Raw genomic sequence first — 23192 nt, forward strand, 5'->3', positions numbered from 1 at the left:
GCATTGACCAGGTGGGGCGATCCGTGTTGCAACCCCACAAGACATATGTCCGGGTCCCGCCCGGGCGGGGGTGGACTCGACCAGTCATGGGGGTGCAGCGGTGAATCGCCAGGAAATCAACCAGGTCCAGACCTATATGCAGCGGGTCTTCGGCAACGACGGCATTACGCTGACCGTGCCCAAGAAGCCCAACGACCCGGTCGAGGTGTGGCTGGGCAAGGAGTTCCTGGGGACCCTCTACAAGGACACGGACGAGGGCGAGGTCTCCTACGACTTCAACATGACCATCCTGGACGTCGATTTGCCGAGCCGATAGCCAGCGTCGCCGCTACGTCTCCAGGCGATACCATCCCTCCGGCCCGAAGGCTTCCAGCGGCTGGAAGCGCGTCTTGTAGGCCATCTTGCGGGACTCGCCGATCCAGTACCCGAGATAGACGTAGTCCAGCCCCTCCGCGTGGGCCTGGTGCACCAGCCACAGCACCATCTGCGAGCCCAGGCTGCGCTTGGAGGGGGCGTCGGGGTCGAAGAACGAATACACCGCCGACAGTCCATCGGCCATTCGGTCCAGCAGGCAGGCGGCCAGCAGAGACCCGTCCTCGGCGCGGAACTCGGCGACGGCGGTGTCGATGGGGCTGTCCTCGACCATGGAGCGATAGTCGAAGAAGCCCATCAGGGCCATGTCGCTTTCGCCGTGGCGGTGCTGCTGGTAGCGCGAGAAGAGGTGATACTGCTCGGCCGTTGCCACGGCGGGCCGCAGGGTGGCCGCTAGATCGGTGTTGGCCTTGGCGACGCGCCGCAGCGTGCCCCTCGGCTGGAACTCGTCGACGACGATTCGCACAGGCAGGCACGCCTGACATCCAGGGCAGGCGGGGGCGTAGGCAATGGTATGGCTGCGTCGGAACCCGGCGCGTGACAGGGCATCGTGCACCGCGTCGGCGCTCTGCCCGGACAGGTCGGTGACGATCTTGCGTTCCAACCGGCCATCCAGGTACGGGCACGGCATCGGGGCCGTGGTGAAGAAGAACTGCGGACGCTTGAGCGGTGCCTGGTCCATGGACCCACTGCCGTTGTCTGGAACCGATTTGCTTGGGGCAATATGGCGGCCCTGCCGACGCCCGCCAACCCCAATGCGCGGCGTCGCTATCGACCGGATCGCCTAAAGGTCGTTGGCGGGGCGCAGGTCGATGATGCTCGGCAGCGTCGGCACCTCTTCCGCCTGCGCTTGGTCGTACAGCTCTGCATCGCGGAGCACGACGATGTCGATCCGGCGGTTGCGGGGATCATCCGGGTCACCCGGGATCAGCGGCTCGGTCGAGGCCTTGCCGACCACGCCGTCGATGCGGCTCGGTTCGATGCCAGAGGCCAGCAGGACGCGGCGGCTGGCCAGCGCGCGGTCGGCCGACAGTTCCCAGTTGCTGTACCCGGTCGGGTCGGTGAACGGCGCGTCGTCGGTGTGGCCGGTGATCATGAGCTTGTTGGGCAAGCCGCCGATGGCCTGGCCCACCAGCTTCAACAGCAGGCGGGTGTGCTCGTACATGGCCGAGGAGCCGCCCGGGAACATGGCCAGGCGGTCCTGGTCCAGCAACTGGATCTTCAGACCGTCCTCGGTTTCCTCGATGACCAGGCTGTCCTGCAACTGTTCCAGGTCGGGCACGGCCTGGATGGCTTGGCGCAGGGCCTGGGCGGCGTCGTCAAAGCTGGCCTCTTGCGCGGCCTCGGCCTGGGCCTTGTCGGCCTCGGCGGCGGCGGCCTGCCCGTCGTCCTCGCTGGGGCCTTCGCCCGGCCCCATGTTCTCGTCCTCGCCGGACGGGAAATCGGGTTGTGTTTCGTCCAGCGACAGCCCCTCGGCCGGGTCGGTGAAGTCGTTGCCGCCCAAACCGACGGTCGGCGGCGGCAGAGTCGGCTGCGCGGTGGGGGAGGCGCTTTGCGACTGGTTGGCGCCCTGGCCGACAATCTGGCCGCCCAGCATCCCGCCGGCGCCGCTGGTGCTTTCGGAAACCGCGGTCGGGGCGAAATAGTTGGAAATACCGTGTAACTGTTCTTCCGTGACCGAGTTGAGCAGCCACAGCAACAGGAAAAAGGCCATCATGGCGGTGACGAAGTCGGCATAGGCCACCTTCCACGACCCACCATGGTGGGCGTGCCCGCCTTTCTTGATGCGCTTGATGACGACGGTGCTCTTTTCCTCGGCCATTGCCTGCCGCTGTCGTTTGCCCGTGTGTTCGTTGCGGATGCGGCCGCCCGGCCGCGTCGATACCGAAGCTACTTTACGGCCGGTTGTTTAGCAAAGCGTGAACTGATGGCCATGCCGACGCGAGCCCGGGGCCTCAGCCCGCCGCATTGGCGACCGCGTCTTCGACCTCGGCAAACGTCGGGCGGACGGACGGCGACAGAATCTTGCGGGCGAACTCGACCGACACCTGCGGGGCATACCCCTGCATGTGGGCCAGCAGGGCGGCCTTGATGCAGTTCAGGTATTCGGTTTCGGCGTCATAGGCGGCGCCGATGGCCTTGCCGAACGGCGCGAAGAACGCATAGGAGAACAGCACGCCCGAGAATGTGCCGACAAGGGCGGCGCCGATCAGTTTGCCCAGGACCTCGGGGGGCTCGGTGATCGAGCCCATGGTGTGAATCACGCCGAGAACGGCTGCCACGATACCGAGCGCGGGCAAGGCGTCGGCCATGGTGAGAACCGCCGCGGAGACGTCATGGTTTTCCTTGTGATGCGCCTCGATCTCGCCGTCGATGATGGTATCCAATTCGTGAGCGTTGTTCGAGCCGAGCGTCAGCAGGCGCAGATAGTCGCACAGAAACTCAAGGTTATGGTGGTTGGAGGAAAACCCCGAGAACTTCTGAAAAATCGAACTCTCCTCCGGCTTCTCCACGTGGCTTTCCAGGGCAAGGTCACCCTTCGTCTTGGCCAGCCGGAACAGTGTGTAAAGAAGCGTCAGAAGTTCCAGGTAGTGCGACTTTTTGTACTTCGGCCCCCGCAACATGGGGCCAATTGACTTGACCGTGTTCGACAGCAGCGTCTTGGAGCCGCCGATGAGGTACGCGCCGATCGCGGCGCCGAAAATGATGATGAATTCGTAGGGCTGCCAGAGGACGTAGAGATGACCGCCATGCAGGGCATAACCCCCGAGCACACAGACGGTCGCAACGATCGTGCCGATGATAACGAGCATTTAGAATCGTGATCCTGTTTCAGCAGCCAGCCAAGGCCAGACCCGCCATGGCTGACGATCATAGCGCCTTGCCGGCTTGCGGGCGAATCCTATGGCGGACATTCCCGAAATGCCCGAGGGATGATCCCCCGAGAAGCTTGACATAATCTGAACATCGCGGCGTATCCAAAGGAAATCAGACATTGGCGCCTCCGGCGTGATGGAGTATCACCCCCGAAAGGCCACCGAAGGGAAGGCGCCGCACATGAAAGTAGATCTTGAGGCATTCAAAAAAACCATGGGTTGCTTCGCCTCCGGGGTGACGGTGGTCACGGCCCGGACCGCGGAGGGAAGCCCGGTGGGCCTGACCGTCAGCGCGTTCTGTTCGCTTTCCCTGGAGCCACCCCTGGTCCTCATCTGTCTCGGCCACCGGACGGTGGGGCTTGACGCCTTCCGGCAGGGTCCTTTTGTCGTCAACGTGTTGAGCGAGGCGCAACGCGAGATCTCGGTCCGGTTTGCCCAAAAGCGCGACGACCGATTCGACACCGTGGACCATGCGCCCGGCGCCAATGGCGCGCCGGTGATCGCGGACAGCCTCGCCCACATCGAATGCGACACGCACGCGGTCTTGCCCGGCGGGGATCATGACATCATCGTCGGCGCGGTCACTAACACGGCCGTTGTGGACGCGGCCCAGCCCCTGATCCATTTCCGCGGCACTTACCACGCCCTTGCCTGACGGCGGACAGGGACGAGTCGCGTCCGGCCCGGCCCGTGGCCCCTCAGCCTGCCGGCGCGCGGTGCGCCGCGACATCAGAACAGGCAGACCATGGCGACTCCCGTCCCCAGCCCGCCGGATCCCGCCCCGCCGCGTCTGGAGTTGCGCGGGATCTGCAAACGCTTCCCCGGGGTCGTGGTCAATGATGGCGTCGACCTTGCCGTCCGCGCGGGCGAGATCCATGCCCTGTTGGGCGAGAACGGGGCCGGCAAATCGACACTGATGAAAATCGTCCACGGGGTTTTGGCGGCCGACGCCGGCACGATCCTGTGGGAGGGGCGCCCGGTTCGCATCGGCAGCCCGGGGGAGGCCCGGCGGCTGGGAATCGGCATGGTGTTCCAGCACTTCGCCCTGTTCGAATCCCTGACCGTCGCCGAGAACGTGGCCCTCGGCCTGGAGACGCGCGAGACGGTCGAGGCCCTGTCAACGCGCGTGCGCGCGGTCTCCGACGGCTACGGGCTGGCCATCCAGCCGGACCGCCATGTCCATGAGCTGTCCGTGGGCGAGCGCCAGCGCGTCGAGATCATCCGCTGCCTGCTCGGGGCACCGAAGCTGATCATCCTCGACGAGCCGACCTCGGTGCTGGCGCCGAACGAGGCCTTGGCCCTGTTCGACGTGCTGCGCCGGCTGCGCGACGAGGGCTGTTCGATCCTGTACATCTCCCACAAGCTGGATGAAATCCGCCGGGTGTGCGACCGCGCGTCGGTGCTGCGCGGCGGCCGGCTGGTGGCCACCGTGGACCCCCGGCAGGAAAGTGCGCGGTCGCTGGCGCGCCTGATGATCGGCGTCGAGCCACCGGACCTGACGGAACGCCGGCGAACCGAGGAGGATGGCGTCGGCCCCCTGCTGGAGGTGGCCGGCCTGGACCTGGACCGCGACGATCCGCGCGGCACCGACCTGCGGGACGTGTCGTTGGCGGTGCGGGGGGGCGAGATCCTGGGGCTGGCGGGTGTCGCGGGCAACGGCCAGAACGCTTTGATGCGGGCGCTGTCCGGGGAACGCCGGGTGTCGCGACCGGACACCATCCGGATCGGCGGGACGGCGGCGGGGCTTCTCGGGCCGCGCGCGCGCCGCGACCTGGGGCTCGCCGTGGTGCCGGAGGAGCGGTTGGGGCAGGGGGCCGTCCCGGACCTGACCCTGGCCGACAACGCCCTTCTGTCGGCCTACCGGCACGGCGGCCTGGTGCGGCGCGGCCTGGTGCGCCACGGCCGGGCACGGCACTTCGCCGGACGGGTCATGGAAACCTTCAACGTGATCGCGCGCGGCCATGGTGCCGAGGCCCGAAGCCTGTCGGGCGGCAACCTGCAAAAGTTCATCATCGGCCGGGAAATCCTGCAGCAACCCCGCGTGCTGGTGGCGGCCCACCCGACCTGGGGCGTGGACGCGGGCTCCGCCGCCGCGATCCACCAGGCGCTGGTGGACCTGCGCGACCAGGGCGCGGCGATCCTGGTGATCTCGCAGGACCTTGATGAGCTCTACACCCTGTCGGATCGGATCGCCGTGATCGCCAGCGGCCGCGTGTCGGAGAGCCGGCCGACCCACACCGTGACGGCCGAGGACATCGGCGTGCTGATGGGGGGCCTGTTCGACGACGGCAAGGTCGCCCAGGCGGGGGGAGGGCCGGCGCATGTGGCCTAGACTGGAGGCGCGTCCGGAGCGGTCCCGCGTCATGGTCTACCTGACGCCGCTGGTGGCGGCGGGCCTGACCATGCTGGCTGGCCTGATTCTGTTCGCGGCCCTGGGTCAGGACCCGGTGCGAGCCCTGTGGGCGTTTTTCGTGGCCCCGCTGACCACGGCGTTCGGATGGGCAGAGTTGGTGGTGAAGGCCACCCCGCTGGTGCTGTGCGCCCTGGGGCTGGCGGTCGGGTTCCGGGGCAATGTGTGGAACATCGGCGCCGAGGGGCAACTCATCCTGGGCGCCATCTTCGCCGGCGGGCTCGCCCTGTGGGCGGGCGAGGCGTCCGTTCCGTGGCTGCTGCCGGCGATGGTGGTGGCCGGCATACTCGGCGGCATGGCCTGGGCGGCCATCCCGGCCCTGCTGCGGACGCGGTTCAACGCCAACGAGATCCTGGTCAGTCTGATGCTGACCTACGTCGCCGAGTTGCTGCTGGGATACCTGGTGCATGGGCCGTGGCGCGATCCGGGTGGTTTCAACTTTCCGGAATCGGCGCTGTTCGGTCCCTCGGCGCTGCTGCCGGCCCTGGTGGAGGGGACGCGCCTGCACGCGGGCGCGCTGTTCGCGCTGGCCGCCGTCGCCGCCGTGTGGGTCCTGCTGATGCGCGCCTTCATCGGCTTTCAGGTGACGGTGATCGGGCTGGCGCCGCGCGCCGGCGGCTATGCCGGGTTCAGCCAGACTCGCGTGATCTGGCTGGGGTTGATGTGCGGCGGCGGACTGGCCGGGCTGGCCGGCATGGTCGAGGTCGCCGGCCCCATCGGCCAGTTGCATCCCCAGATCTCACCCGGCTACGGATTCACGGCCATCATTGTCGCCTTTCTCGGCCGACTGCATCCCGTGGGCATTCTGCTGGCCGGCCTGTTCATGGCGTTGACCTACCTGGGCGGCGACACCCTGCAGATTGAACTCGGCCTTCCGCGCGCGGTGACTGGGGTGTTCCAGGGGCTGACGCTGTTCTTCCTGCTGGCCTCGGACGTGTTGATCCACCATCGTATCCGGTTCGGCCGCCGCGTGAACCCGGCGCGGGGAGGGGCCTGAGATGGAAGGACTTGACGGCCTCGTCGCGCTGCTGGTGGCCATGATCCGGGCCGCGACGCCGCTGACGCTGGCGGCGGTGGGCGAACTCGTGGCCGAGAAGTCCGGCGTGCTGAATCTGGGCGTCGAAGGAATGATGCTGGTCGGCGCCGTGGCCGCGTTCGCCACGGCGGTGGCCACGGGCAGTCTGGCGCTGGCCCTGCTGGTGGCGCTGCTGGCCGGGATGACGATGGCCCTGATCTTCGGCACCCTGACCCTCGGCCTGATGTCCAACCAGGTGGCGACCGGGCTCGCCCTGACCATCGTCGGTGTCGGGCTGTCCGCCTTTATCGGCAAGGACTTCATCGGTATCCCCATCAGCGGCCTGGGGCCGGTCCACATCCCGGGCCTGTTCGAGCTGCCGCTGGTCGGCCCGGTGCTGTTCGCCCAGGACCCGCTGGTCTATGCCTCGCTGGCCCTGACCGCCGCCGTGAGCTGGGTCCTGTACCGCACCCGGGCCGGACTGGTGATCCGGGCCATCGGCGAGAATCACGACGCGGCCCATGCGCTCGGCTATCCGGTGCTCGTGATCCGCCTGCTGTGCGTGCTGTTCGGCGGCGCCATGGCGGGGCTGGGCGGGGCGTATTTGTCGCTCGCGTACACGCCCATGTGGGTGGAGAGCATGACCGCCGGGCGCGGCTGGATCGCGCTGGCGCTGGTGGTCTTCGCCACCTGGAAGCCGGGCCGGGTGCTGTTGGGCGCCTACCTGTTCGGCGGCGTGACCATCGTCCAGCTTCACGCCCAGGGGGCGGGGTTGGCGGTGTCGTCGCACATCCTGTCGATGCTGCCGTACTTGGCGACCATCGTGGTGCTGGTGCTGATTTCCCGCGACCGCGCGCGCATCCGCTTGAACGCCCCATCCTGTATTGGCAAGCCTTTCAAGGCGGTACGGTAAAAAGCTTCATACGCGACTTTAACTTTTCCCTTTACCGCGGCCTTACGCGCTGTTAACCTGCCCCTCGGTATGACAACCGCGTGCAGTCAACGTGGAGGGGGTGACCGCCCATGCAGACCACCTGTCGAACGCCCTTCCCTACTCCCTTGGTAGGGGACTACCCCGTTGGTCAGGCGGCGGAGCCCGCGTGCGTCACGGCGAGGCCCGCCATGGTTCAGTCTTTTCCGATTTCTCTGTTTCCGGGCATCCCCGAGTCTGACATGACGCCGGCGGTGCGCGGGGTGCTCAAGCTGCTGGCGGATGAGGTCCGTCGGCTCCATGACGACCGGGAGGCCCTGCGCGCCCGTCTGACCCAGGCGGAAACCCTGGCGGACGCCGATCCGCTGGTGCCCCTGCGCAACCGGCGATCCTTTTTCCGCGAACTGGACCGCATGGTCGCCTATGCCGACCGGCAGGCCCAGGATCTCGCACTGCTGATGTTGGACCTGGACGGCCTGAAGCCGATCAACGATCGGGGCGGCCACGCGGCCGGCGACGCGGCCATCCGGCAGGTGGCCGAGACCCTGATCGAGTGTACCCGCGCGTCCGATCTGGTCGGTCGACTGGGCGGCGACGAATTCGGCGTCGTGTTGATGGACATGGGGCGGGCCGGCGCCGAGCAGGTCCGCGCCCGCATTCAGCACGGGGTGTCCCGCCGCAGCGTGGCGCTGCCCGACGGAGCGCAGCCGTTGTCCGTCTCCTGTGGCATCTGCGTGCTGGAGCCGGGCCTGGCGGTCGAGGAGGCCTTGGTTCGCGCCGACGAGGACATGTACCGGCACAAACGGGCGCGGCGGGCGCGCCTGGTGTCATAGCGGCAGGGTCAGACGCACCCGCAGCCCTCCCAGGGGGCTGTCCAGCAGGGCGATGTCGCCCCCCATGCCGCGCACCAGGTCGCGCGCGATCGTCAGCCCCAGCCCCATGCCCCCCGTTTTCAGATTGCGTGAGCTCTCCAGCCGCTGGAATGCCTTGAAGACGGTTTCCCGCTGATCGGCGGGGATGCCCGGGCCGTCGTCGTCCACGATCACCTCGGCGCGCTCGCCGCGCAGAACCGCCTGGACGTCCACGCGGCCGCCATGGCGCACGGCATTGCCGACGATGTTGCCGACGCACCGCTCGAACGCCTGCTGTTTCAGAGGCAGCGTGATGGACTTCGGCACCGTCAGTGTGATCTCACCGCCGGATCGGCGATATCGCTCCACGACCTGTTGGAGGACCGCCCCCAGGTCAGTGGGGTGCGCGGTCTCGGTGCCGGCGCCGCGCGCGAAATCGAGGTAGGCGTCGACCATCCGCTCCATCTCGGCGACGTCGGCGCGCAGATCGTCAATGCCCTCCACGCCATCCAGCATGGCCAGTTGCAGCTTCATGCGGGTGAGCGGCGTGCGCAGGTCGTGCGACACGCCTGCCAGCATGGCGGTGCGCTGGTCGATCTGGCGGCGGATGCGGTCGCGCATGGCGATGAAGGCGCGGGCCGCTTGCCGGACCTCGGTGGCGCCGGTGATGCGCAGGTTCGGGGCCTCGCGGCCCTTGCCGAAGGCGTCGGCCGCGCGGGCCAGTCGCAACAGAGGCCGGACCTGGTTGCGCATGAAAATGGCGGCGACCCCGAACAGCACGATGGACGAACTGGCCATCCAGAACACGAACAGGAAAATCGATTCGGTGAACAGGCGTTCCTTCCACACGTCCACCGACAGGAGACCATCGGGCCTTTGGATGTGCACCGTCAGCATGTGGTCGCCCGGCCGACCGTCGATGACGAACGGGTAGGGGATGTAGCCGCCCATGCGCTGGCGCAGCGCGCGTTCGATCGGATCGCTCCGCATGGCCGGAATGTCGGGCAACTGCCCGGCGGGCGTGAACCGGAAGACGAGGCCCTGCGTGATGCGGGCGACGCTGAAGGCCCATTCCTGCATCTCCTCGCCGGGATAGTCCCGGATCAGGCGCACGACCAGCCCGATTTCCGAGGCGACCGCGTTGTTGAGGCGGCGGGCCACGATGTCCCAGTGACGATCGAAAAAAACGTAGGCGGTGATGATCTGCAGGATCAGAAGCGGGATCACGATGATCAGCAGAGAGCGCCCCAGGATGTCCCGGGGCACCAGGCGCTTGAGCAGCCGGAACGGACGGAACGGGAGCATGGCGGGCGGGCCTCTGTGTGAGGAGTGGGCGGACCCGGCGGCCGGGCAGGCGTGCCGGGCTCAGTCCGGCCGAAGCAGATACCCGCGGCCACGCACGGTGTGAAGATACCGGGGCACGCGCGGATCCTGCTCAAGCTTGCGGCGCAGACGGGTGACCTGCACATCGACTCCCCGGGGATTGGCGCCTGTGCCCGTCAAGTCGGCGAGGTCGTCGCGCGATATGACCTCGCCGGGCCGTTCGGCCAGGACCATGAGCAACTGGAGTTCCGTCGTGGTCAGGTGGACCGGCTCTCCATCGCGACTCAGGGATTGCCGGCGCAAGTCGAGCACCATCGGCCCGAAGCGCAGGAGGGGCGGTGGTTCTGCGACCGTTGTCGTAACGGCAGGTTGCTCGGCCAGGCGGCGGAGGATACTGTTGATGCGCAGGACCAGCTCGCGCGGCTCGAACGGTTTCGGCAGGTAGTCGTCGGCCCCGGCCTCCAGCCCCCGGATCCGCGCATCCGGGTCGCCCATGGCGGTCAGCATGAGGATCGGCACGCTGCTCGTCTCGCGCAGCGACCGCGTCAGGGACAGGCCATCCTCGCCCGGCATCATCACGTCCACCACCAGGATGTCAAAGGCCAGGGCGGTCAGGTGCGCCCTCGCCTCGGCGGGGCCATCGGCGGCGGTCACCACGAATCCGTTGTCCGATAGATACCGGGTCAGCAAGGCCCGCAGGCGCTCATCGTCATCCACCACCAGAACATGGGGGCTGTGCGCCGGGTCCGGCCGGTCTAGGTCGGCGGTCATGGCGAGCCCTTCCCTGTGAACCGACCACGGTCCGGCGGATCCATGATGCCCAGCAGCACGGCCCGGAACCCATGCACGGCCTCGCCGCCGGCCTCGCGATAGGCGCGAGCGATGCGTTGGCGCTGGGCCTCGGTCAGTTGCCGTTCGATCTCGATCCCCTTTTCGGTCAGTTCGAGCAAGCGCTGGCGCCGATCGGACGTGCCACGATGCTGGACAATGAACCCGTCGCGAATGAGCTGGCTCAGCACCCGGGAGAGGCTCTGCTTGGTGATGCGCAGGGTATCCAGCAGGGCGCTGACCGAGATCATGGGATGGCGGCCGACGAAGTAGATCACGCGATGATGCGCCCGGCCGAAGCCGTGACGGGCCAGCATGGCGTCGGCCTCGGACGTGAAGTCCCGATAGGCGAAGAACAGCAGCTCGATGGCCTGGCGAAGCTCCTCGTCGCGCAGGAACAGCGGGTTGGCGCCGGGTTTCGTGTCGGTCATCGAACGCGGTCCTTGCCTGCGCCGGGAGCGGGCAGCGCTGCCATGCGCAGGCTGCATGGGGAAATATAAGTCAGGTTTGTTGACATATTGTCCTAACGATGTTACCGGTTCAGGGTCTTTTGAGGACAGATTCCATCTCCGGGAGGCGAGAGACCATGGCGACGAGTCCCTTTGATGATCGCGACGGCACCATCTGGTTCAACGGTGAGTTGGTGGACTGGCGCGAGGCCAAGGTGCATGTGCTGACCCATGGTCTGCATTATGCCTCTTCGGTGTTCGAAGGCGAACGGGTCTACAACGGGGCGGTCTTCAAGCTGACCGAGCATACCGAACGGCTGCACGAGTCGGCCCGGTTGATGGGATTCCAAATCCCGTATTCCGTCGCGGAAATCAATGCCGCCCATGATGTGGTTTTGAAGGCCAACGGAATCACCGACGGGTATGTGCGGCCGCTCGCCTGGCGCGGCTCGGAGATGATGGGGGTCTCGGCGCAGAAAAACCGCATCAACCTGGCCATCGCCGCCTGGGAGTGGCCCTCCTACTTCTCGCCGGAAGCCCGCATGGCCGGGATCAGGCTGGCGATCTCCGACTGGCGCCGGCCGGACCCGCGCTCGGCCCCGGTTCATGCCAAGGCCGCCGGCCTGTACATGATCTGCACGCTGTCCAAGCACAAGGCGGAGCAGGAGGGCTTCCACGATGCCTTGATGCTCGACTGGCGCGGCCGGGTCGCCGAGGCCACCGGCGCCAACATCTTCTTCCTGATGCCGGACGGCAAGCTGCATACGCCGGTGCCGGACTGCTTCCTTGATGGCATCACCCGGCGCACGGTCATCGGGCTGGCGACAGAGGCCGGGATCGAGGTCGTTGAGCGGCCCATCATGCCGGAGGAGATGGCCCAAGCGGAGGAGGTGTTCCTGACCGGCACGGCCGCCGAGGTGACGCCGGTCGGGCAGATTGGCACCGACACCTTCACGCCGGGGCGGGTGACGCGGCTGCTGATCGAGGCCTATGATCGCGCGGTGGGGCGGCGTGACGACCTGACAGCGTCGGCATCCACCTCGGCGGCGTGACGGCCCGACAGCGGGACTGGGCCTGAACAGTCCAGGCCGGGCACTCAAAGCGAGGCCAGCGATGACATCGCCAGAATCAGGGGTCTTGGGCCTCGACGGCTTCCGGCTTCCCGGGGAGTTCGAACCGCACGACCGATGCTGGATGTGCTGGCCGCGCGGCAATGCCGCCCTGTGGGGATCCCACCTGGACGCTGCCCGCGATGCCTATGCCGCCGTGGCCCAGGCGATCCGGGCGTTCGAGCCGGTGACCATGGTGGCGCATCCCGATGATGAGGCGGACGCGGGCCGTCGCTGCGGCGAAGACATCGAGGTCTGGGCGCAGCCGATCGACGACTCCTGGGTGCGCGACACCGGCCCGACGCTGCTGGTCGACGACGACGGCGCCAGCGTTGCCATCGACTGGGTGTTCAACGGCTGGGGAGGGCGCTCCGCGCGGACCGACGCCGACGATGCCCTGGCCGGGGCGATCGCCGCGCGGATCGGCGCGCCCGCGCTCAGGGCGCCGCTTGTCCTGGAGGGTGGGGCGATCTGCGGCGACGGGGAAGGCACCCTGCTGGTGACCGAATCGTGCCTTTTGAACCCCAACCGGACTCCGGGGCTGGATCGGGCGGCCATCGAGCGTCACCTCATGGACCTGTTGCGGGTCGAGACGGTGATCTGGCTGCCGCACGGGCTGTCGGACGACCATGACACAGATGGGCACGTGGACACCGTGGCCGGATTCGTGCGCCCCGGGGTGGTGATGATGGTCGAACCGCCGCGCGACACCGCTCACCCGGACAACACGCGCCTGCGGGAGAATGAACGGGTGCTCCTGGAGTCGGTGGATGCCCTGGGCCGCCAGTTGGAGATCATTCCCGTGCCCTATGTCGAGGGAACCCGGGGCACTGACGGCCGGCCCGTGGCGCGATCCTACGTCAACGCCTACATCGCCGACGGCGGCGTCGTCATGCCGGGGTTCGGTCTGGAGACGGATGACGCGGCGCGGGCGGTGGTCGGCGAGGCGTTTCCCTACCACGACGTGGTCATGCTGCCCGAGGGCGCGACGATTGCCCTGGGCGGTGGCAATATCCATTGCATCACGCTGCACCAGCCGGCCGCGCGGCAGCGGGGCGGATGCGCGGGATAACACCCGCGCCACGCCGAACGGTGTCGGGCGGTGGGGATGGCGCGGGACCGGTGCGATGCTACTCGTCGTTCGCCGGTTGGTCCGGCGTAGCCGGAAGATCGGATGTCCGGTCCGAAACACTCAGGGAGATCCGGGACATCGATTCCATCAGCCGGAACAGCGTGAACAACAACAGCATAAAAATGACCATCGTGACGGCGGCGAGGGCATAAAAGACATAAGGGTCCAGCCCGAAGATCATGACAGCACCCACTCACAAGCACAGAGTCCGTGACCGGGCGTCGTGCCCGGCCACCATGGTCACGTGTCAGGTAAAAACCAAACCGGAGGGAATGCAAGGATATTCCGAGGCCGGCGCCAACGCCGGCCGACCGTCAGGCGGCGGCCTTGGCCTCGGCCGCCTTCACCACCAAGCGCTTGATCTTCCGCAGTTCCGGGGCGAGCTTCGCGTCCGCCGTGCTCATCAGGAACGCATCGATCCCGCCCATGTGTTCGATCGTCCGCAGCCCGTGCGTCGACAGGCGCACACGGACCGTCCGGTTCAGGGACTCGCTCATCAGCGACGTCACCTGAAGGTTTGGAAGGAAGCGGCGTTTGCTCTTGATGTTGGAGTGGCTGACGTTGTTGCCAGTCAGCACGCCCTTGCCCGTCACGGCGCAACGTCGGGCCATGGCCAGATCCTTTTCAACAGGGGGGTCACGGTTGTCGTTTGGAGGGGTGGTGTCTAGCCAGAACGGCCCGATCCGTCAAGGATTACATCGACCGTCCCAGTGCCGCACTCACCCGAACAGCTTGTCGATGTCGCCCTGACCCATGCCACCGGACGGCCCGTCTTTGTCGTCCTTGCCGCCCTTGTCGTCTTTTTTGGTCGCCTTGTCGTCGGAAGGCGGAGACTGCGCGGGTTTGGTTCCACCGGATTCGCGGGTGTCCGTGTCCTTCGAGCGCGGGCTGGCCTGTTGATCCGGCCCGGGCTGGCTTGACGGGTCCGGCGGGCGCCCCTCCAGCATCGCGTCCACATCGGACTGGCTGACACCCTCGCCCTGCAACTGCGGCCCATGCAGCAGGCGCCGTTCATCGTCCGGGGCCATGGTCTCGTTTTCGTCACGGGCGTCGACCGTGGCCAGGGCGTCCTCGCCCCAGGCCTGGATCAGGTTGTTCACTCGTTCTTCAATGTACTGGAGGGTCTTGACAACCTTGGTGATGCGTTGGCCGGTGATGTCCTGGAAACTGCAGGCCTCGAAGATCCGGCCGATGTGGTCCGGGACAGGATCCAGGCGGGCGGCCACGTCCGGGTCGGTGATCTCGGGGCGCAGGGACAGGACGATTGAGTCGATGGCCTCGGCGCTTTCCATGATGCCGTTGGTCGCCGTTTCAGTCGCCTCGACGATGGCGTCGAGTTCGTCCGACATGGTCGCGAACCGGTCCTTGGGGTCGCCCGGGCGGCGGATCGAGGCGATTTCCCGGCGAATGGTCTGGATTCTTTCGAACAGCCCCAGGAGCTCGTGCTTGAGGGTTTCAGCATCGTCAAGATTGCTCATGGCGGCTCGCAACGCTTCCATAAAAGGACCCCCCTCAACAGGCGCTTACCTTGTGATCGGCGGGCCGGCGCGTCAATAGACCAAACGCCCGGATGGATCAGGCCTTCAGGTCGGTTCGGGTTCCGGGGTCCCTGGGGGGTGGCGACGTTCGCGGCGTTGCGGGAGCATTCGCCGGCGTGGTTTCGTCGGGGGGCTTGTCGCCGCCGTCGCCCAGGATCTGGTGCGCCATGATCCGCAGCAGGAACCGGTCCTCGTCCGCAAGGTCCTCAAGCAGCGCCCGTTTGGCGCGATGGATTCGGATCGCCTCGGCCAGCAACGCGGCGCGTTCCGGGCTGAGGGGCTCCGGCTGGCGGTTCGGCCGCGGCTGGGTGGATCGGCCACCCTTGGGCCGGGCCGGCTGTCTGGCCGCTCGCTGAGGAGTCTCACCGAAAAGCGACCGCTTCATGGTCTCGAACAGCGTCACGCAAACACCTGTCAATTCAAGGATTGGCTTGCCCGATTGTCGCGGACCGGAAACGCATCAGCCGCGCGGACGGTGCGAGGCCTCGACCGCGCGCCCCCCGTGTCTGCCGCCGCGAACCAAGTGGGTCCGAAGGACCGTGACCAGACGCGCCAGCCCAGGCGTGGAGCCGAGAATCGGAAAGCCGAACGGTCGGTCATCGAATGAGGCCGCGTCGCGGCGGTACGCGGCACCCCATGCCGGCGTGGAGAGCGGTGGGCCGGCGGCATCCCTTGCCGTGCGGCTGGCCGGATCCCGCCAATCCTCGTCTGGGCCGGGCTGATCCGGCGCGGGCCGATACCCGGCGAACCCATCATCCGGCGGCCGTCCGTCCGGCCCGTCGCCGACGGACGCCGGTGGGGCGACCATGGACTGGACGTAGTCGGACACCGCCCGGAACAGGATATACAGCCGATCGAGCGGGCCGTCCTCCAGCACCTCGCGTACCAGCTTGTCGGCGTCGCAGTCCCTGGCCAGGGCCAGCAGCCGCTCATAGCGGCGCAGGAAGCGTTGCAGCCCCGCCGAGGCAACATCGTCGGCGGCGATCCGCTCGGCCAGCAGGTCGACGAACGTCTCGTCGACCTCCGACCGTTCCAGCAGGGCGTGGCAGAAGGCCCACGGATCGCCCGCCGCGTTGAGCGCCCACAGGTACTCGGTTTCCTCGGTGCTCAGCACACCCAGCCGACCGGTGAGCATCCCGGCCTGGCTGTTGAGGTCCTTCAACGTCAGTTCGACCCCATTCAGGAAGGACTGCCGGCGCGCCTGCTCCTGCATCTCGATACTGGTGCGCACCAGGGCCTCGATCTCGCCTGACGTTCTCAACGCCTGCCGCTGAATCGCGCGCACGGCCCGATGGGTCCGCGTCATCGCCAGGCTGACGAGCAGGAACACCGCCGCCAGCCAGATCGCGGCCAAGGGCGCGGTGGTGGCCGCCAGGAACAGCGCCACGTCGGTCGGGGGCCCGGACATCAGGCCGTCCCAGCCGGGACCGCTCTGGATGTAGTCGCGGATCATCAGGATCCAGCCCAGGCTCAGAACCGACGCCACGCCGAAGGTGGCGACGCTGGGCATAACACTGTCCCCGCTCTCGGGGGTATCGGTGTGTCTCACGATGCCTCGTACACTTGTGGTGTCGTGGCGCGAACACGGTGATCCCACCGGTCGAGGGCACGACGGACGCGAAACCCAACTCGTGCAACGACTGTAGCACGGAGGGGCGCTCCTGTCCTACGCTTCCGGAGCGCCTGACGGATCGCGACCAGATGGAGGACATTGCGCGTGAGCTACCTTGACCATATTCGGGGTCTGAACCGGCACGACCTGAGCGGGTTCCGGCCGCTGTTCGTCGGCGGGCAGGAAACCGGCTGGGTCCGGCACGGCGTGGCCGAGCGGCTGGCCCGGTTCGGGTCGGTGTTCGAGGTCGGCGCCTTCGGTGTGGCGGTGCGATCCGTCCTGGCAACGCCGGAGGAGCGGACCCGGGCCATTGACGAGGTGATGGCGGTGCTGGTGGAGGAGGGCGCGGTTCCGCCCCCCAGGGGGGAGCGGTATCCCGTCTCTCCGCACCTGACAGGCCCGGCGTTGTTCGACGTGGATCGTGCCCACGCGCCGGTGTTCGGCATTCGCACGGTGGGCGTTCATCTGAACGGCTTTGTCAACGGCGCGGACGGACTCCAGCTTTGGGTGGCGCGCCGGGCGACGGACCGGACGGTCGCGCCCGGCAAGCTGGATAACCTGGTGGCCGGCGGGCGGCCGTCGGGTCTGGCCCCGCGCGAAACCCTACGCATGGAATGCGAGGAGGAAGCCGGAATCGGCCCGGAGATGGCCGCGCGCGCGACGTCGGCCGGGTTCGTGTCGTACGGCCTGGAAACCGATGTCGGCCTGAAGCGGGACGCTCTGTTCGTTTATGACCTTGATCTGCCGCCAGATTTCGAACCGCGCAATACCGACGGCGAGATCGCCGCGTTCATGCTGTGGCCTGTGTTGAAGGTGCTGGAAACCGTCCGCGACACAGACGACTTCAAGTTCAACGTGCCTCTGGTTATTCTGGACTTCGCCGTGCGACATGGGATCCTCACGCCCGAGACGGAGCCCGATTACGAAGCCCTCGTTTACGGGCTGCGGCGCCCACCCGTATGACGGAGCGGCCGGGCTTCGTCGGGGTGGTCCAGGAACAAGGCGCACGCCAGCCAGGGATACAGGACCAGCGCGAACGTGTAGTCGGACCACAGGTTCACGCCGATCGCCGGCGGCGTGAACGCGGCGGCCAGGGCGGCGAGCCGCACCGCCCACTGGTCGCGGTTGGTCAACCGGGGGCGATCGATGATCAGGCGCACCAGCAGGCCGAACGCGGCCACGGCCGTCAATCCGCCCTCGGCCAGGAGCTGCATCAGCACCGAATGCGGATGAAACCGGCCCAGGTGAAGATCCAAGGGGCCGAGGTCCAGGTGCGGCGCGATGTCGGCGTAGCTGTCCAGGCCGTGCCCGAACAGCGGCGCCTCTTGGAACAGGACCAACGCGCGTTGCCACAGTTCCAGGCGGTAGGTCCAGCTCATGCGCAGGCCGATGGTCGACCAGTCCGTGATCCCGGCGACCTGGATGGCCACGGAGGCCACCAGCGGGGCCACCAGGACGCCGACCAACACGGCCACGCCAAGGGCCGGCCGAATCCGGGCCAGGACCAGGGTCGCCAGGCTGAGGAAGAAGGCAAGAGTGGCCGTGGAGGACGCGCTGCCCACGGCCATCACCGCCATGAAGGCCAGGAACAGGACCGCAAGCGCCCGCTGGCGCGATCGCCACAGCAGATAGGTGGCCGGAATGACCAGGGTCATGGCGACGAACGTGTGCTTGGCCAGCAGGTCCGGCGTCAAGGACCACGGTGGGATCAGGTCCGGGTGCCGGATGAGCCCGTGCGCAAGCACGATCACGGGAAGTGCAATGGTGCAGGCGACGAACACGGTGGCCGCCCGCGCCCTGTCCGCCGCCGTCACACACCGTGCAAGGCGCAGGCAGACGACCGCGCCGACGATGGACGCCGAGAACAAAACAAGCTCGGTGACCGTGTCGTTTCCGAGCGTCGAGACGAGCCCGGCCAGCAGCGCCAGGCCGCCAATGGCGGCCAGGGTGCCGAAAGCCCTCTGGCGCCAAGCCATCCACAGTCCCCCGACGGCGGACGCGACCAGCAGGGTGGACGCAAACACTCCGGCCACAATGGACGCCAACACGGGCATCGCGGCGAAGAGGAAGAACGCCACCCGGGTCGGATGGTCCGGCGACGTCGGATCGGGCTCAGATGATACGGTCAAACGTCTCTCCGCGCGGGCCGGGTGAGGCTTCCGAGGACGAAGCGAGGGCGCCGTTCGGGGCGATGCGACCGGACGGCAGGTGGCAGGTCACGGATGTGCCGATCCCCGGTTTGGCGGTCATGACGATCGATCCGCCGTGCATTTCGGCGAATCGGCGCACCAGAAGCATGGCGAGGTTGCCGCCCGACAACGTCTCCGATCCTGTCGACAGGGTGCGGCCCGCCGACTCGCCACTCTCGTCGGAGACCGTCAGGGCGACCGTCTCGTCACCGGCTGCGTCCGGAAGCCGTTCGACCGCGATTCCGACCGTGGTGCCGGCCGGGCTGACCTTGATCGCACCGTTGACGAGATGGAACAGGATGCGTTTGATACGCTCCTCATCGCCCACCATCCAGCCAATGTCTTCCTGACACGCCAGGTCGATGGCCACCGCGCGGCGCCGTGTGGCTTCGCGGCACTGGGCGACCACCGCCTTGACGGCCGCCTGGAAATCGAAGGCATCGACGTCAAGGGCCGAGCGCCCTGCCTCGATCGTCACAAGGTCGGCGATATCGTTGAGGATCAGGACAAGCTCACGCGCGGTTTCGGCGATGGACTGGGCGTACTCGAACTGCTGTGCGTTCAGTTGCCCATGGTACTCGGCGCACAGCATCTCGGAAAAGCCGGTGATGGTGGTCATCGGCGTGCGCAGTTCATAGGACAGGCTGGCGATGAAGTCGGCCCGCAGCATACTGGCTTCGCTGAGGCTTTGCGCCCGCTCGCGCAACGCTCTCTCGACCCGGGCCGTATCGGAGACGTCGTTGTAGCTGAGCAGAACGCCGCCATCCGGGAGCGGGACGCAGGCGTAGTCCAGCACCGGTCCGCCGACGAGCGATACGCGCCCCCGGTGCGGGGTCCGCTGCGACGGCGGCGTCAGGACCGCGAAGCGATGGTGGCGCCACCCGGACTCGTCGGCGAAGCGGTCGCGCAACAGGTCCAGGAACTCCGAAATCTGCGGTGGGGCCTCGATGCTGGCGGCGGTCTCGCCCCACAACGTGGCGAACGCCGGGTTGGCCAGCTTCAGGCGTCCATCGGCGCCGAACACGCCCACGGCCTCGTGCAGGTGGTCCAGGGTTTCGCGCTGCACGGCCGAGAGCGTGTTGAAGGAGCGCTCCAGGGTCAGCTTGTCGGTGACGTCCTCGTACGTCAGCAGCAGGCCGCCAAGGGGCTGCGGCGCGATCACGCGGCGCAGGGCCTTGCCATCAGGCAGATGGACCAGATCCTCCATCGGTTCGATCAGGGACGTGAACCGGTCCACTTCGGCCGCCTTGAACGCGGGATAGTCGGCGACCTCGGGCAGCGCGCGGCGGTCGCGCAGCACGTCCAGCAGGTCACCGTAGGAGGGCTGGGTCTCGCGCAGCCAGGCGCCGTCCAGGTGCCATAGGCGGGCGAACGCCGGATTGTGGTACGTCAGCCGGGTGGCCGGTCCGAAAATGGCGATGGCCGTCGAAAGGTGTTCCAGGACCACGGCCTGGTTCGCCTGTTCGCCGGCGAGGCGGTTTTCCAGGTCCTCCTGGGTCGAAATGTCGCGGGCGATACCGACGGTCAGGCGGTCGGTCCCGTCCTCGGCGGGTTCGCGGAACAGGGCTTCCGTCACCTCCATCAGGCGCCGGGTGCCCTCGATCACCAGATGGAACCGGTCCGACAGCGGGACGCCCGCCGCTCGGCTGCGGGCGGCCAGGGCGCGCAGTTCCCGGCCGGTTTCGCCGCTCGCCAGGTCGAGCCCCTGTTCAACGGCGGCGGTGCTGTTGGCCGCCTCGACCGCGCGGGCATAGCTTTCATTGCACAACACAATGCTCAGATCGTCGTCACGCACCCAGACCGGGCAGGGCAGGGCATCCAGGGTGGCCCGCAGGCGTTCCGAGATCGTGCGAAGGTGTGTTGTCTCGCTGCTCAACCGATCCACGGCACGACCGTCGTCCGTGACGTCGCGCACCCAGAGCACATCGGCGAGGGATCTGTGGTCGTCCGTGTTGAAGACCCGCGTGCCCTTGAACTCGAGTCGCCGACGCGCGGGACCATAGGCGACGGCGAGCGTGAACGGGGTGCCGTCATGGCGCAACCGTTCGATCGCCTGATCCAGGGCCGGCCGCGCGTCGTCCGCCACCTCGGCGACAACGTCGCCGATCGCCGATGCCATCCCGGCAGGGAGCCCCAGGAGAACCGAAAGACGCCGTGAACAGACGGCCTCGTTCGTCTGGTGAAACCACAGGAAATAACCGTCCCGCCCGGCCCCGAGCGCCTCGCGCAAGGTTCCGACCTGGCCCGCCAGGCTGTCGACCTCCTGTTCGGCGAGCCGGCGGCGCCGCGTCTGGCGCCAGAGCATCAGGGCCAGCAGGAGACACACCGCCAAGAGCCCCGCCACGGCGAGCACCAGCGGCTCCGAAAGCGACGCCATGGAAAGATCCTCGGCGATCCTCTGACCGGCGGGTCCGAGCCTGTCTTGCGCGGCTGCCGTGCCCATCGGAAGGGCGGACAAAACCGCACAGGTTGCGGCCTTGCGCATCCCCCAACGCGACCAGAGACTCTGGCCGGGACTCTCTTGCCAGGAATGGTGTCGCCGGCTGAGCAACCGGTTCCGACCTTTTGGCCCCATCATATCACCGCACAGGCATCGCGAGAGTCCAAGCCCCAAGCTTACCAGAATCCGCGAAGAGCCTTACATTTTTACCGGAGAATCGCGACAAAAAAGACAACGGCCACCGTATGCTGCGGCCGTTGCCCGTTCTGACCGAGATCGTCCCGTGACGGCCCGCGACCGGGACACGACCACCCGTCCCCCGAAAGGGGCAGGCGGTCGTGCCGGGAGGCGAGACGGCCGGGATATCGCATCAGTACATATGCTGGCCGCCGTTCACGGACAGTGTGGAGCCGGTGATGAAGCCCGCCTCGTCGGCGGCCAGGAACAGCACCGCGCGGGCGATGTCATGCACCGAGCCCAGGCGTTTGACGGGAATGCCGGCGACGATCTTCTCAAGGACGTTGGCCGGAACGGCGCGCACCATTTCCGTGTCGGTGTAGCCCGGGGAGACGTTGTTCACGGTGATGTTCTTGCTCGCGCCCTCAAGCGCCACCGACTTGGTGAAGCCCTTCATGCCCGACTTGGCGGCGGCGTAGTTGGCCTGACCGATCTGGCCGCACTGGCCGTTCATCGACGTGACGTTGACGATGCGGCCGAACCCGCGTTCCCGCATCCCGTCAATGACGTTGCGGGTGGTGTTGAAGGCCGAGGTCAGGTTGGTCTGGATCACGGCATTCCACTGATCGGCGGTCATGCGGTGCAGCGTGCTGTCCCGCGTGATGCCGGCGTTGTTCACCAGGACCTCGATGGGGCCGATATCCGACGTGATCTGCTCGACGGCCGCCTTGACGGCGTCGAAGTTCGCGACATCGAACTTGTAGACCGGGATGCCGGTTTCCTCGTTGAATTTCTGCGCGGCGGCATCGTTGCCGCCGTAGTTCGCGGCCACGCGATACCCGGCCTCTTTCAACTCGATGCTGATCTGGGCGCCGATGCCGCGGGTTCCGCCGGTCACAAGCGCAACACGTCCTTCAGACATGGATCATCTCCCCGTTTCATATGGTCATGTTTGGTTCGGCGGCCGCTCGTGGGACCCGCTGAAAAGGGGCGGGGCGGGCGGTCGCCCTGATTGATACGGCCGTGCGCCTTGTTGCCCAAGGGTTGGAGGCGCACGACCGTCCGGAGGGTGCGTGCCAAGACGCGGCGAGATCGCCGTTGGACCCCGGGGCCAGTTGAACCGCTGCCCCGTTGAGGGGCGGCCCGACGCCGCGAACCCCGACGACCCCGCGTCACGCGTGGCCCGCAGTCTAACGGGGAATGGAGCGGGGAGAAAGGCCCATATCCGAGCCCCGAACTCAACCTCACGGTCCGAGCGGTCCGACCAGTGATGTCGAAGCCGCCGGTCCGGACAATTCCGCCCTGTCGCGGAAAAGGCCGGGCTTGCGCCCTTGATGAACGGGCGGCTTTCTGGTACTGCGTGCCTCCCTGGATGATCCCGCGCCGGGGCTCACCACGATGTGCGGTCGTGGCGGAATTGGTAGACGCGCAGCGTTGAGGTCGCTGTCCCGGAAACGGGGTGGAAGTTCGAGTCTTCTCGACCGCACCAAATCAGCCGACAGGGGCTGGTTCGCCCGGCAGGGGCCGGTCAATGGGGACGTGTCCCGCGCTTTGGCACAGGCGCACTTACCCAGTCGCATTCGTCCGAAGAAACCACGTGTACAGGGTTTCGAGCCCGGCCCGCAGATCCGTTTGCGGCCGCCAGCCCAGTGCGCGAATGGTGCCGTTGTCCATGACCTTGCGCGGCGTTCCACCGGGCTTGCTGGTATCCCAGACGATCCGGCCCAGGTACCCGGTGATGTCCGCCATCATTCGGGCGAGATCCTTGATCGCGATCTCCTGGCCGGCGGGCGTTTTGGTGTCTCCAGCTCCCTCCCAAGCTCGTACAAAAGCCCATACAAACGACAACAGCCGCCCGGAGGCGGCTGCTAAGTCATTGATTTAATTGGCGTCCCCTAGGGGATGGGATTCGATAAGAGCCTAACTGACTGACTTCACAG

24 protein-coding genes and 1 tRNA gene are annotated in these 23192 nt (G+C 67.2%); 10 read left to right on the forward strand and 15 right to left on the reverse strand.

Annotated elements, in window-relative coordinates; all coding sequences use genetic code 11:
* Positions 1-100: 100 nt before the first annotated feature.
* Positions 101-316, forward strand: a complete 216-nt coding sequence (locus tag Q0309_RS06855; RefSeq protein WP_299438853.1) for a DUF3126 family protein — start codon at positions 101-103, stop codon at positions 314-316.
* Positions 317-328: 12 nt separating this feature from the next.
* Here the strand turns inward: Q0309_RS06855 and Q0309_RS06860 are convergent, their stop codons facing one another.
* The 3 genes from Q0309_RS06860 to motA form a co-directional block, all read right to left on the reverse strand.
* Entirely contained in the window at positions 329-1054 is a 726-nt protein-coding gene (locus Q0309_RS06860) for an arginyltransferase (RefSeq protein ID WP_299438855.1), read from the reverse strand.
* Positions 1055-1156: 102 nt separating this feature from the next.
* Positions 1157-2194 (reverse strand): flagellar motor protein MotB, encoded by a 1038-nt coding sequence (locus tag Q0309_RS06865; protein ID WP_299438857.1) that lies wholly within the window; start codon positions 2192-2194, stop codon positions 1157-1159.
* 133 nt (positions 2195-2327) lie between these two features.
* Positions 2328-3185: a flagellar motor stator protein MotA gene (gene motA / locus Q0309_RS06870; RefSeq protein WP_299438859.1), complete on the reverse strand. Its 858-nt coding sequence runs from the start codon at positions 3183-3185 to the stop codon at positions 2328-2330.
* A gap of 277 nt (positions 3186-3462) precedes the next feature.
* Between motA and Q0309_RS06875 the strand changes: the two genes are divergently transcribed.
* The 5 genes from Q0309_RS06875 (at position 3463) to Q0309_RS06895 (ending at position 8437) form a co-directional block, all read left to right on the forward strand.
* Positions 3463-3903 (forward strand): flavin reductase family protein, encoded by a 441-nt coding sequence (locus Q0309_RS06875; protein ID WP_299438900.1) that lies wholly within the window; start codon positions 3463-3465, stop codon positions 3901-3903.
* A 90-nt stretch (positions 3904-3993) separates the two neighbouring features.
* On the forward strand, positions 3994-5580 hold the full coding sequence (locus Q0309_RS06880) for an ABC transporter ATP-binding protein (RefSeq protein WP_299438861.1): 1587 nt from the start codon (positions 3994-3996) through the stop codon (positions 5578-5580).
* Positions 5570-6655, forward strand: coding sequence for an ABC transporter permease (locus tag Q0309_RS06885; protein WP_299438863.1), 1086 nt, complete (start codon positions 5570-5572; stop codon positions 6653-6655). The genes Q0309_RS06880 and Q0309_RS06885 overlap by 11 nt, the downstream gene beginning before the upstream one ends.
* Position 6656: 1 nt before the next feature.
* Positions 6657-7586, forward strand: a complete 930-nt coding sequence (locus tag Q0309_RS06890; protein ID WP_299438865.1) for an ABC transporter permease — start codon at positions 6657-6659, stop codon at positions 7584-7586.
* A gap of 209 nt (positions 7587-7795) precedes the next feature.
* Positions 7796-8437, forward strand: coding sequence for a GGDEF domain-containing protein (locus Q0309_RS06895; RefSeq protein WP_299438867.1), 642 nt, complete (start codon positions 7796-7798; stop codon positions 8435-8437).
* Here Q0309_RS06895 and Q0309_RS06900 read toward each other — a convergent pair.
* From Q0309_RS06900 to Q0309_RS06910, 3 genes are read right to left on the reverse strand one after another with little or no spacing between them, the layout of a single operon-like run.
* A complete protein-coding gene (locus tag Q0309_RS06900) occupies positions 8432-9760 on the reverse strand; it encodes an ATP-binding protein (protein ID WP_299438869.1) in 1329 nt (442 codons plus the stop codon). The two genes, Q0309_RS06895 and Q0309_RS06900, sit on opposite strands and share 6 nt — an antisense overlap.
* 60 nt (positions 9761-9820) lie before the next feature.
* Positions 9821-10549 (reverse strand): response regulator transcription factor, encoded by a 729-nt coding sequence (locus tag Q0309_RS06905; RefSeq protein WP_299438871.1) that lies wholly within the window; start codon positions 10547-10549, stop codon positions 9821-9823.
* Positions 10546-11037 carry a MarR family transcriptional regulator gene (locus Q0309_RS06910; protein ID WP_299438873.1) on the reverse strand — a complete coding sequence of 164 codons (492 nt, stop codon included), beginning with the start codon at positions 11035-11037 and terminating at the stop codon, positions 10546-10548. The genes Q0309_RS06905 and Q0309_RS06910 overlap by 4 nt, the downstream gene beginning before the upstream one ends.
* A 155-nt stretch (positions 11038-11192) precedes the next feature.
* On the opposite strand from Q0309_RS06910, the gene Q0309_RS06915 reads away from it, so the two are divergent.
* Positions 11193-12107, forward strand: a complete 915-nt coding sequence (locus Q0309_RS06915; protein ID WP_299438875.1) for a branched-chain amino acid aminotransferase — start codon at positions 11193-11195, stop codon at positions 12105-12107.
* A 61-nt stretch (positions 12108-12168) separates the two neighbouring features.
* Complete coding sequence (locus Q0309_RS06920) at positions 12169-13236, forward strand: agmatine/peptidylarginine deiminase (protein ID WP_299438877.1); 1068 nt, start codon at positions 12169-12171, stop codon at positions 13234-13236.
* A gap of 58 nt (positions 13237-13294) precedes the next feature.
* Here the strand turns inward: Q0309_RS06920 and Q0309_RS06925 are convergent, their stop codons facing one another.
* The 5 genes from Q0309_RS06925 to Q0309_RS06945 all read right to left on the reverse strand — a co-directional run bounded on the left by Q0309_RS06925 (position 13295) and on the right by Q0309_RS06945 (position 16344).
* A complete protein-coding gene (locus tag Q0309_RS06925; RefSeq protein ID WP_299438879.1) occupies positions 13295-13477 on the reverse strand; it encodes a hypothetical protein in 183 nt (60 codons plus the stop codon).
* A gap of 133 nt (positions 13478-13610) precedes the next feature.
* Positions 13611-13907, reverse strand: a complete 297-nt coding sequence (gene rpmB, locus Q0309_RS06930; RefSeq protein WP_299438881.1) for a 50S ribosomal protein L28 — start codon at positions 13905-13907, stop codon at positions 13611-13613.
* Positions 13908-14015: 108 nt separating this feature from the next.
* Entirely contained in the window at positions 14016-14774 is a 759-nt protein-coding gene (locus Q0309_RS06935) for a protein phosphatase CheZ (protein WP_299438883.1), read from the reverse strand.
* A gap of 97 nt (positions 14775-14871) precedes the next feature.
* Entirely contained in the window at positions 14872-15237 is a 366-nt protein-coding gene (locus Q0309_RS06940; RefSeq protein WP_299438885.1) for a hypothetical protein, read from the reverse strand.
* A gap of 57 nt (positions 15238-15294) precedes the next feature.
* The gene (locus Q0309_RS06945; RefSeq protein WP_299438887.1) at positions 15295-16344 is read right to left on the reverse strand and encodes a hypothetical protein; all 1050 of its coding nucleotides are present in this window, start codon (positions 16342-16344) and stop codon (positions 15295-15297) included.
* 207 nt (positions 16345-16551) lie between these two features.
* Here Q0309_RS06945 and Q0309_RS06950 point away from each other — a divergent pair, with 207 nt between their 5' ends.
* The gene (locus tag Q0309_RS06950; RefSeq protein ID WP_299438889.1) at positions 16552-17409 is read left to right on the forward strand and encodes a DUF4743 domain-containing protein; all 858 of its coding nucleotides are present in this window, start codon (positions 16552-16554) and stop codon (positions 17407-17409) included.
* Here the strand turns inward: Q0309_RS06950 and Q0309_RS06955 are convergent.
* The 3 genes from Q0309_RS06955 to phbB form a co-directional block, all read right to left on the reverse strand.
* Positions 17382-18575: an O-antigen ligase family protein gene (locus Q0309_RS06955; RefSeq protein ID WP_299438892.1), complete on the reverse strand. Its 1194-nt coding sequence runs from the start codon at positions 18573-18575 to the stop codon at positions 17382-17384. The two genes, Q0309_RS06950 and Q0309_RS06955, sit on opposite strands and share 28 nt — an antisense overlap.
* A complete protein-coding gene (locus Q0309_RS06960) occupies positions 18559-21012 on the reverse strand; it encodes a PAS domain-containing sensor histidine kinase (RefSeq protein ID WP_299438894.1) in 2454 nt (817 codons plus the stop codon). Before Q0309_RS06960 ends, Q0309_RS06955 begins: the two co-directional genes overlap by 17 nt.
* 433 nt (positions 21013-21445) lie before the next feature.
* Entirely contained in the window at positions 21446-22174 is a 729-nt protein-coding gene (gene phbB, locus Q0309_RS06965; RefSeq protein ID WP_299438896.1) for an acetoacetyl-CoA reductase, read from the reverse strand.
* 480 nt (positions 22175-22654) lie between these two features.
* Between phbB and Q0309_RS06970 the strand changes: the two genes are divergently transcribed.
* Positions 22655-22741, forward strand: a tRNA-Leu gene (locus Q0309_RS06970).
* A gap of 77 nt (positions 22742-22818) precedes the next feature.
* On the opposite strand, the gene Q0309_RS06975 is transcribed toward Q0309_RS06970, so the two are convergent.
* Positions 22819-23004: a hypothetical protein gene (locus Q0309_RS06975; RefSeq protein ID WP_299438898.1), complete on the reverse strand. Its 186-nt coding sequence runs from the start codon at positions 23002-23004 to the stop codon at positions 22819-22821.
* Positions 23005-23192 lie beyond the last annotated feature (188 nt).

This window comes from uncultured Rhodospira sp., assembly GCF_937138205.1.
Lineage (GTDB): Bacteria > Pseudomonadota > Alphaproteobacteria > Rhodospirillales > Rhodospirillaceae > Rhodospira.

Excerpts from the sequence above, each read along its gene's own strand:
- Q0309_RS06860 (WP_299438855.1), bottom strand. The coding sequence starts at position 1,054 with ATGGACCAGGCACCGCTCAAGCGTCCGCAGTTCTTCTTCACCACGGCC.
- Q0309_RS06865 (WP_299438857.1), bottom strand. The coding sequence starts at position 2,194 with ATGGCCGAGGAAAAGAGCACCGTCGTCATCAAGCGCATCAAGAAAGGC.
- motA (WP_299438859.1), bottom strand. The coding sequence starts at position 3,185 with ATGCTCGTTATCATCGGCACGATCGTTGCGACCGTCTGTGTGCTCGGG.
- Q0309_RS06875 (WP_299438900.1), top strand. The coding sequence starts at position 3,463 with ATGGGTTGCTTCGCCTCCGGGGTGACGGTGGTCACGGCCCGGACCGCG.
- Q0309_RS06880 (WP_299438861.1), top strand. The coding sequence starts at position 3,994 with ATGGCGACTCCCGTCCCCAGCCCGCCGGATCCCGCCCCGCCGCGTCTG.
- Q0309_RS06885 (WP_299438863.1), top strand. The coding sequence starts at position 5,570 with ATGTGGCCTAGACTGGAGGCGCGTCCGGAGCGGTCCCGCGTCATGGTC.
- Q0309_RS06890 (WP_299438865.1), top strand. The coding sequence starts at position 6,657 with ATGGAAGGACTTGACGGCCTCGTCGCGCTGCTGGTGGCCATGATCCGG.
- Q0309_RS06895 (WP_299438867.1), top strand. The coding sequence starts at position 7,796 with ATGGTTCAGTCTTTTCCGATTTCTCTGTTTCCGGGCATCCCCGAGTCT.
- Q0309_RS06900 (WP_299438869.1), bottom strand. The coding sequence starts at position 9,760 with ATGCTCCCGTTCCGTCCGTTCCGGCTGCTCAAGCGCCTGGTGCCCCGG.
- Q0309_RS06905 (WP_299438871.1), bottom strand. The coding sequence starts at position 10,549 with ATGACCGCCGACCTAGACCGGCCGGACCCGGCGCACAGCCCCCATGTT.
- Q0309_RS06910 (WP_299438873.1), bottom strand. The coding sequence starts at position 11,037 with ATGACCGACACGAAACCCGGCGCCAACCCGCTGTTCCTGCGCGACGAG.
- Q0309_RS06915 (WP_299438875.1), top strand. The coding sequence starts at position 11,193 with ATGGCGACGAGTCCCTTTGATGATCGCGACGGCACCATCTGGTTCAAC.
- Q0309_RS06920 (WP_299438877.1), top strand. The coding sequence starts at position 12,169 with ATGACATCGCCAGAATCAGGGGTCTTGGGCCTCGACGGCTTCCGGCTT.
- Q0309_RS06925 (WP_299438879.1), bottom strand. The coding sequence starts at position 13,477 with ATGATCTTCGGGCTGGACCCTTATGTCTTTTATGCCCTCGCCGCCGTC.
- rpmB (WP_299438881.1), bottom strand. The coding sequence starts at position 13,907 with ATGGCCCGACGTTGCGCCGTGACGGGCAAGGGCGTGCTGACTGGCAAC.
- Q0309_RS06935 (WP_299438883.1), bottom strand. The coding sequence starts at position 14,774 with ATGAGCAATCTTGACGATGCTGAAACCCTCAAGCACGAGCTCCTGGGG.
- Q0309_RS06945 (WP_299438887.1), bottom strand. The coding sequence starts at position 16,344 with ATGCCCAGCGTCGCCACCTTCGGCGTGGCGTCGGTTCTGAGCCTGGGC.
- Q0309_RS06960 (WP_299438894.1), bottom strand. The coding sequence starts at position 21,012 with ATGGCGTCGCTTTCGGAGCCGCTGGTGCTCGCCGTGGCGGGGCTCTTG.
- phbB (WP_299438896.1), bottom strand. The coding sequence starts at position 22,174 with ATGTCTGAAGGACGTGTTGCGCTTGTGACCGGCGGAACCCGCGGCATC.
- Q0309_RS06975 (WP_299438898.1), bottom strand. The coding sequence starts at position 23,004 with ATGATGGCGGACATCACCGGGTACCTGGGCCGGATCGTCTGGGATACC.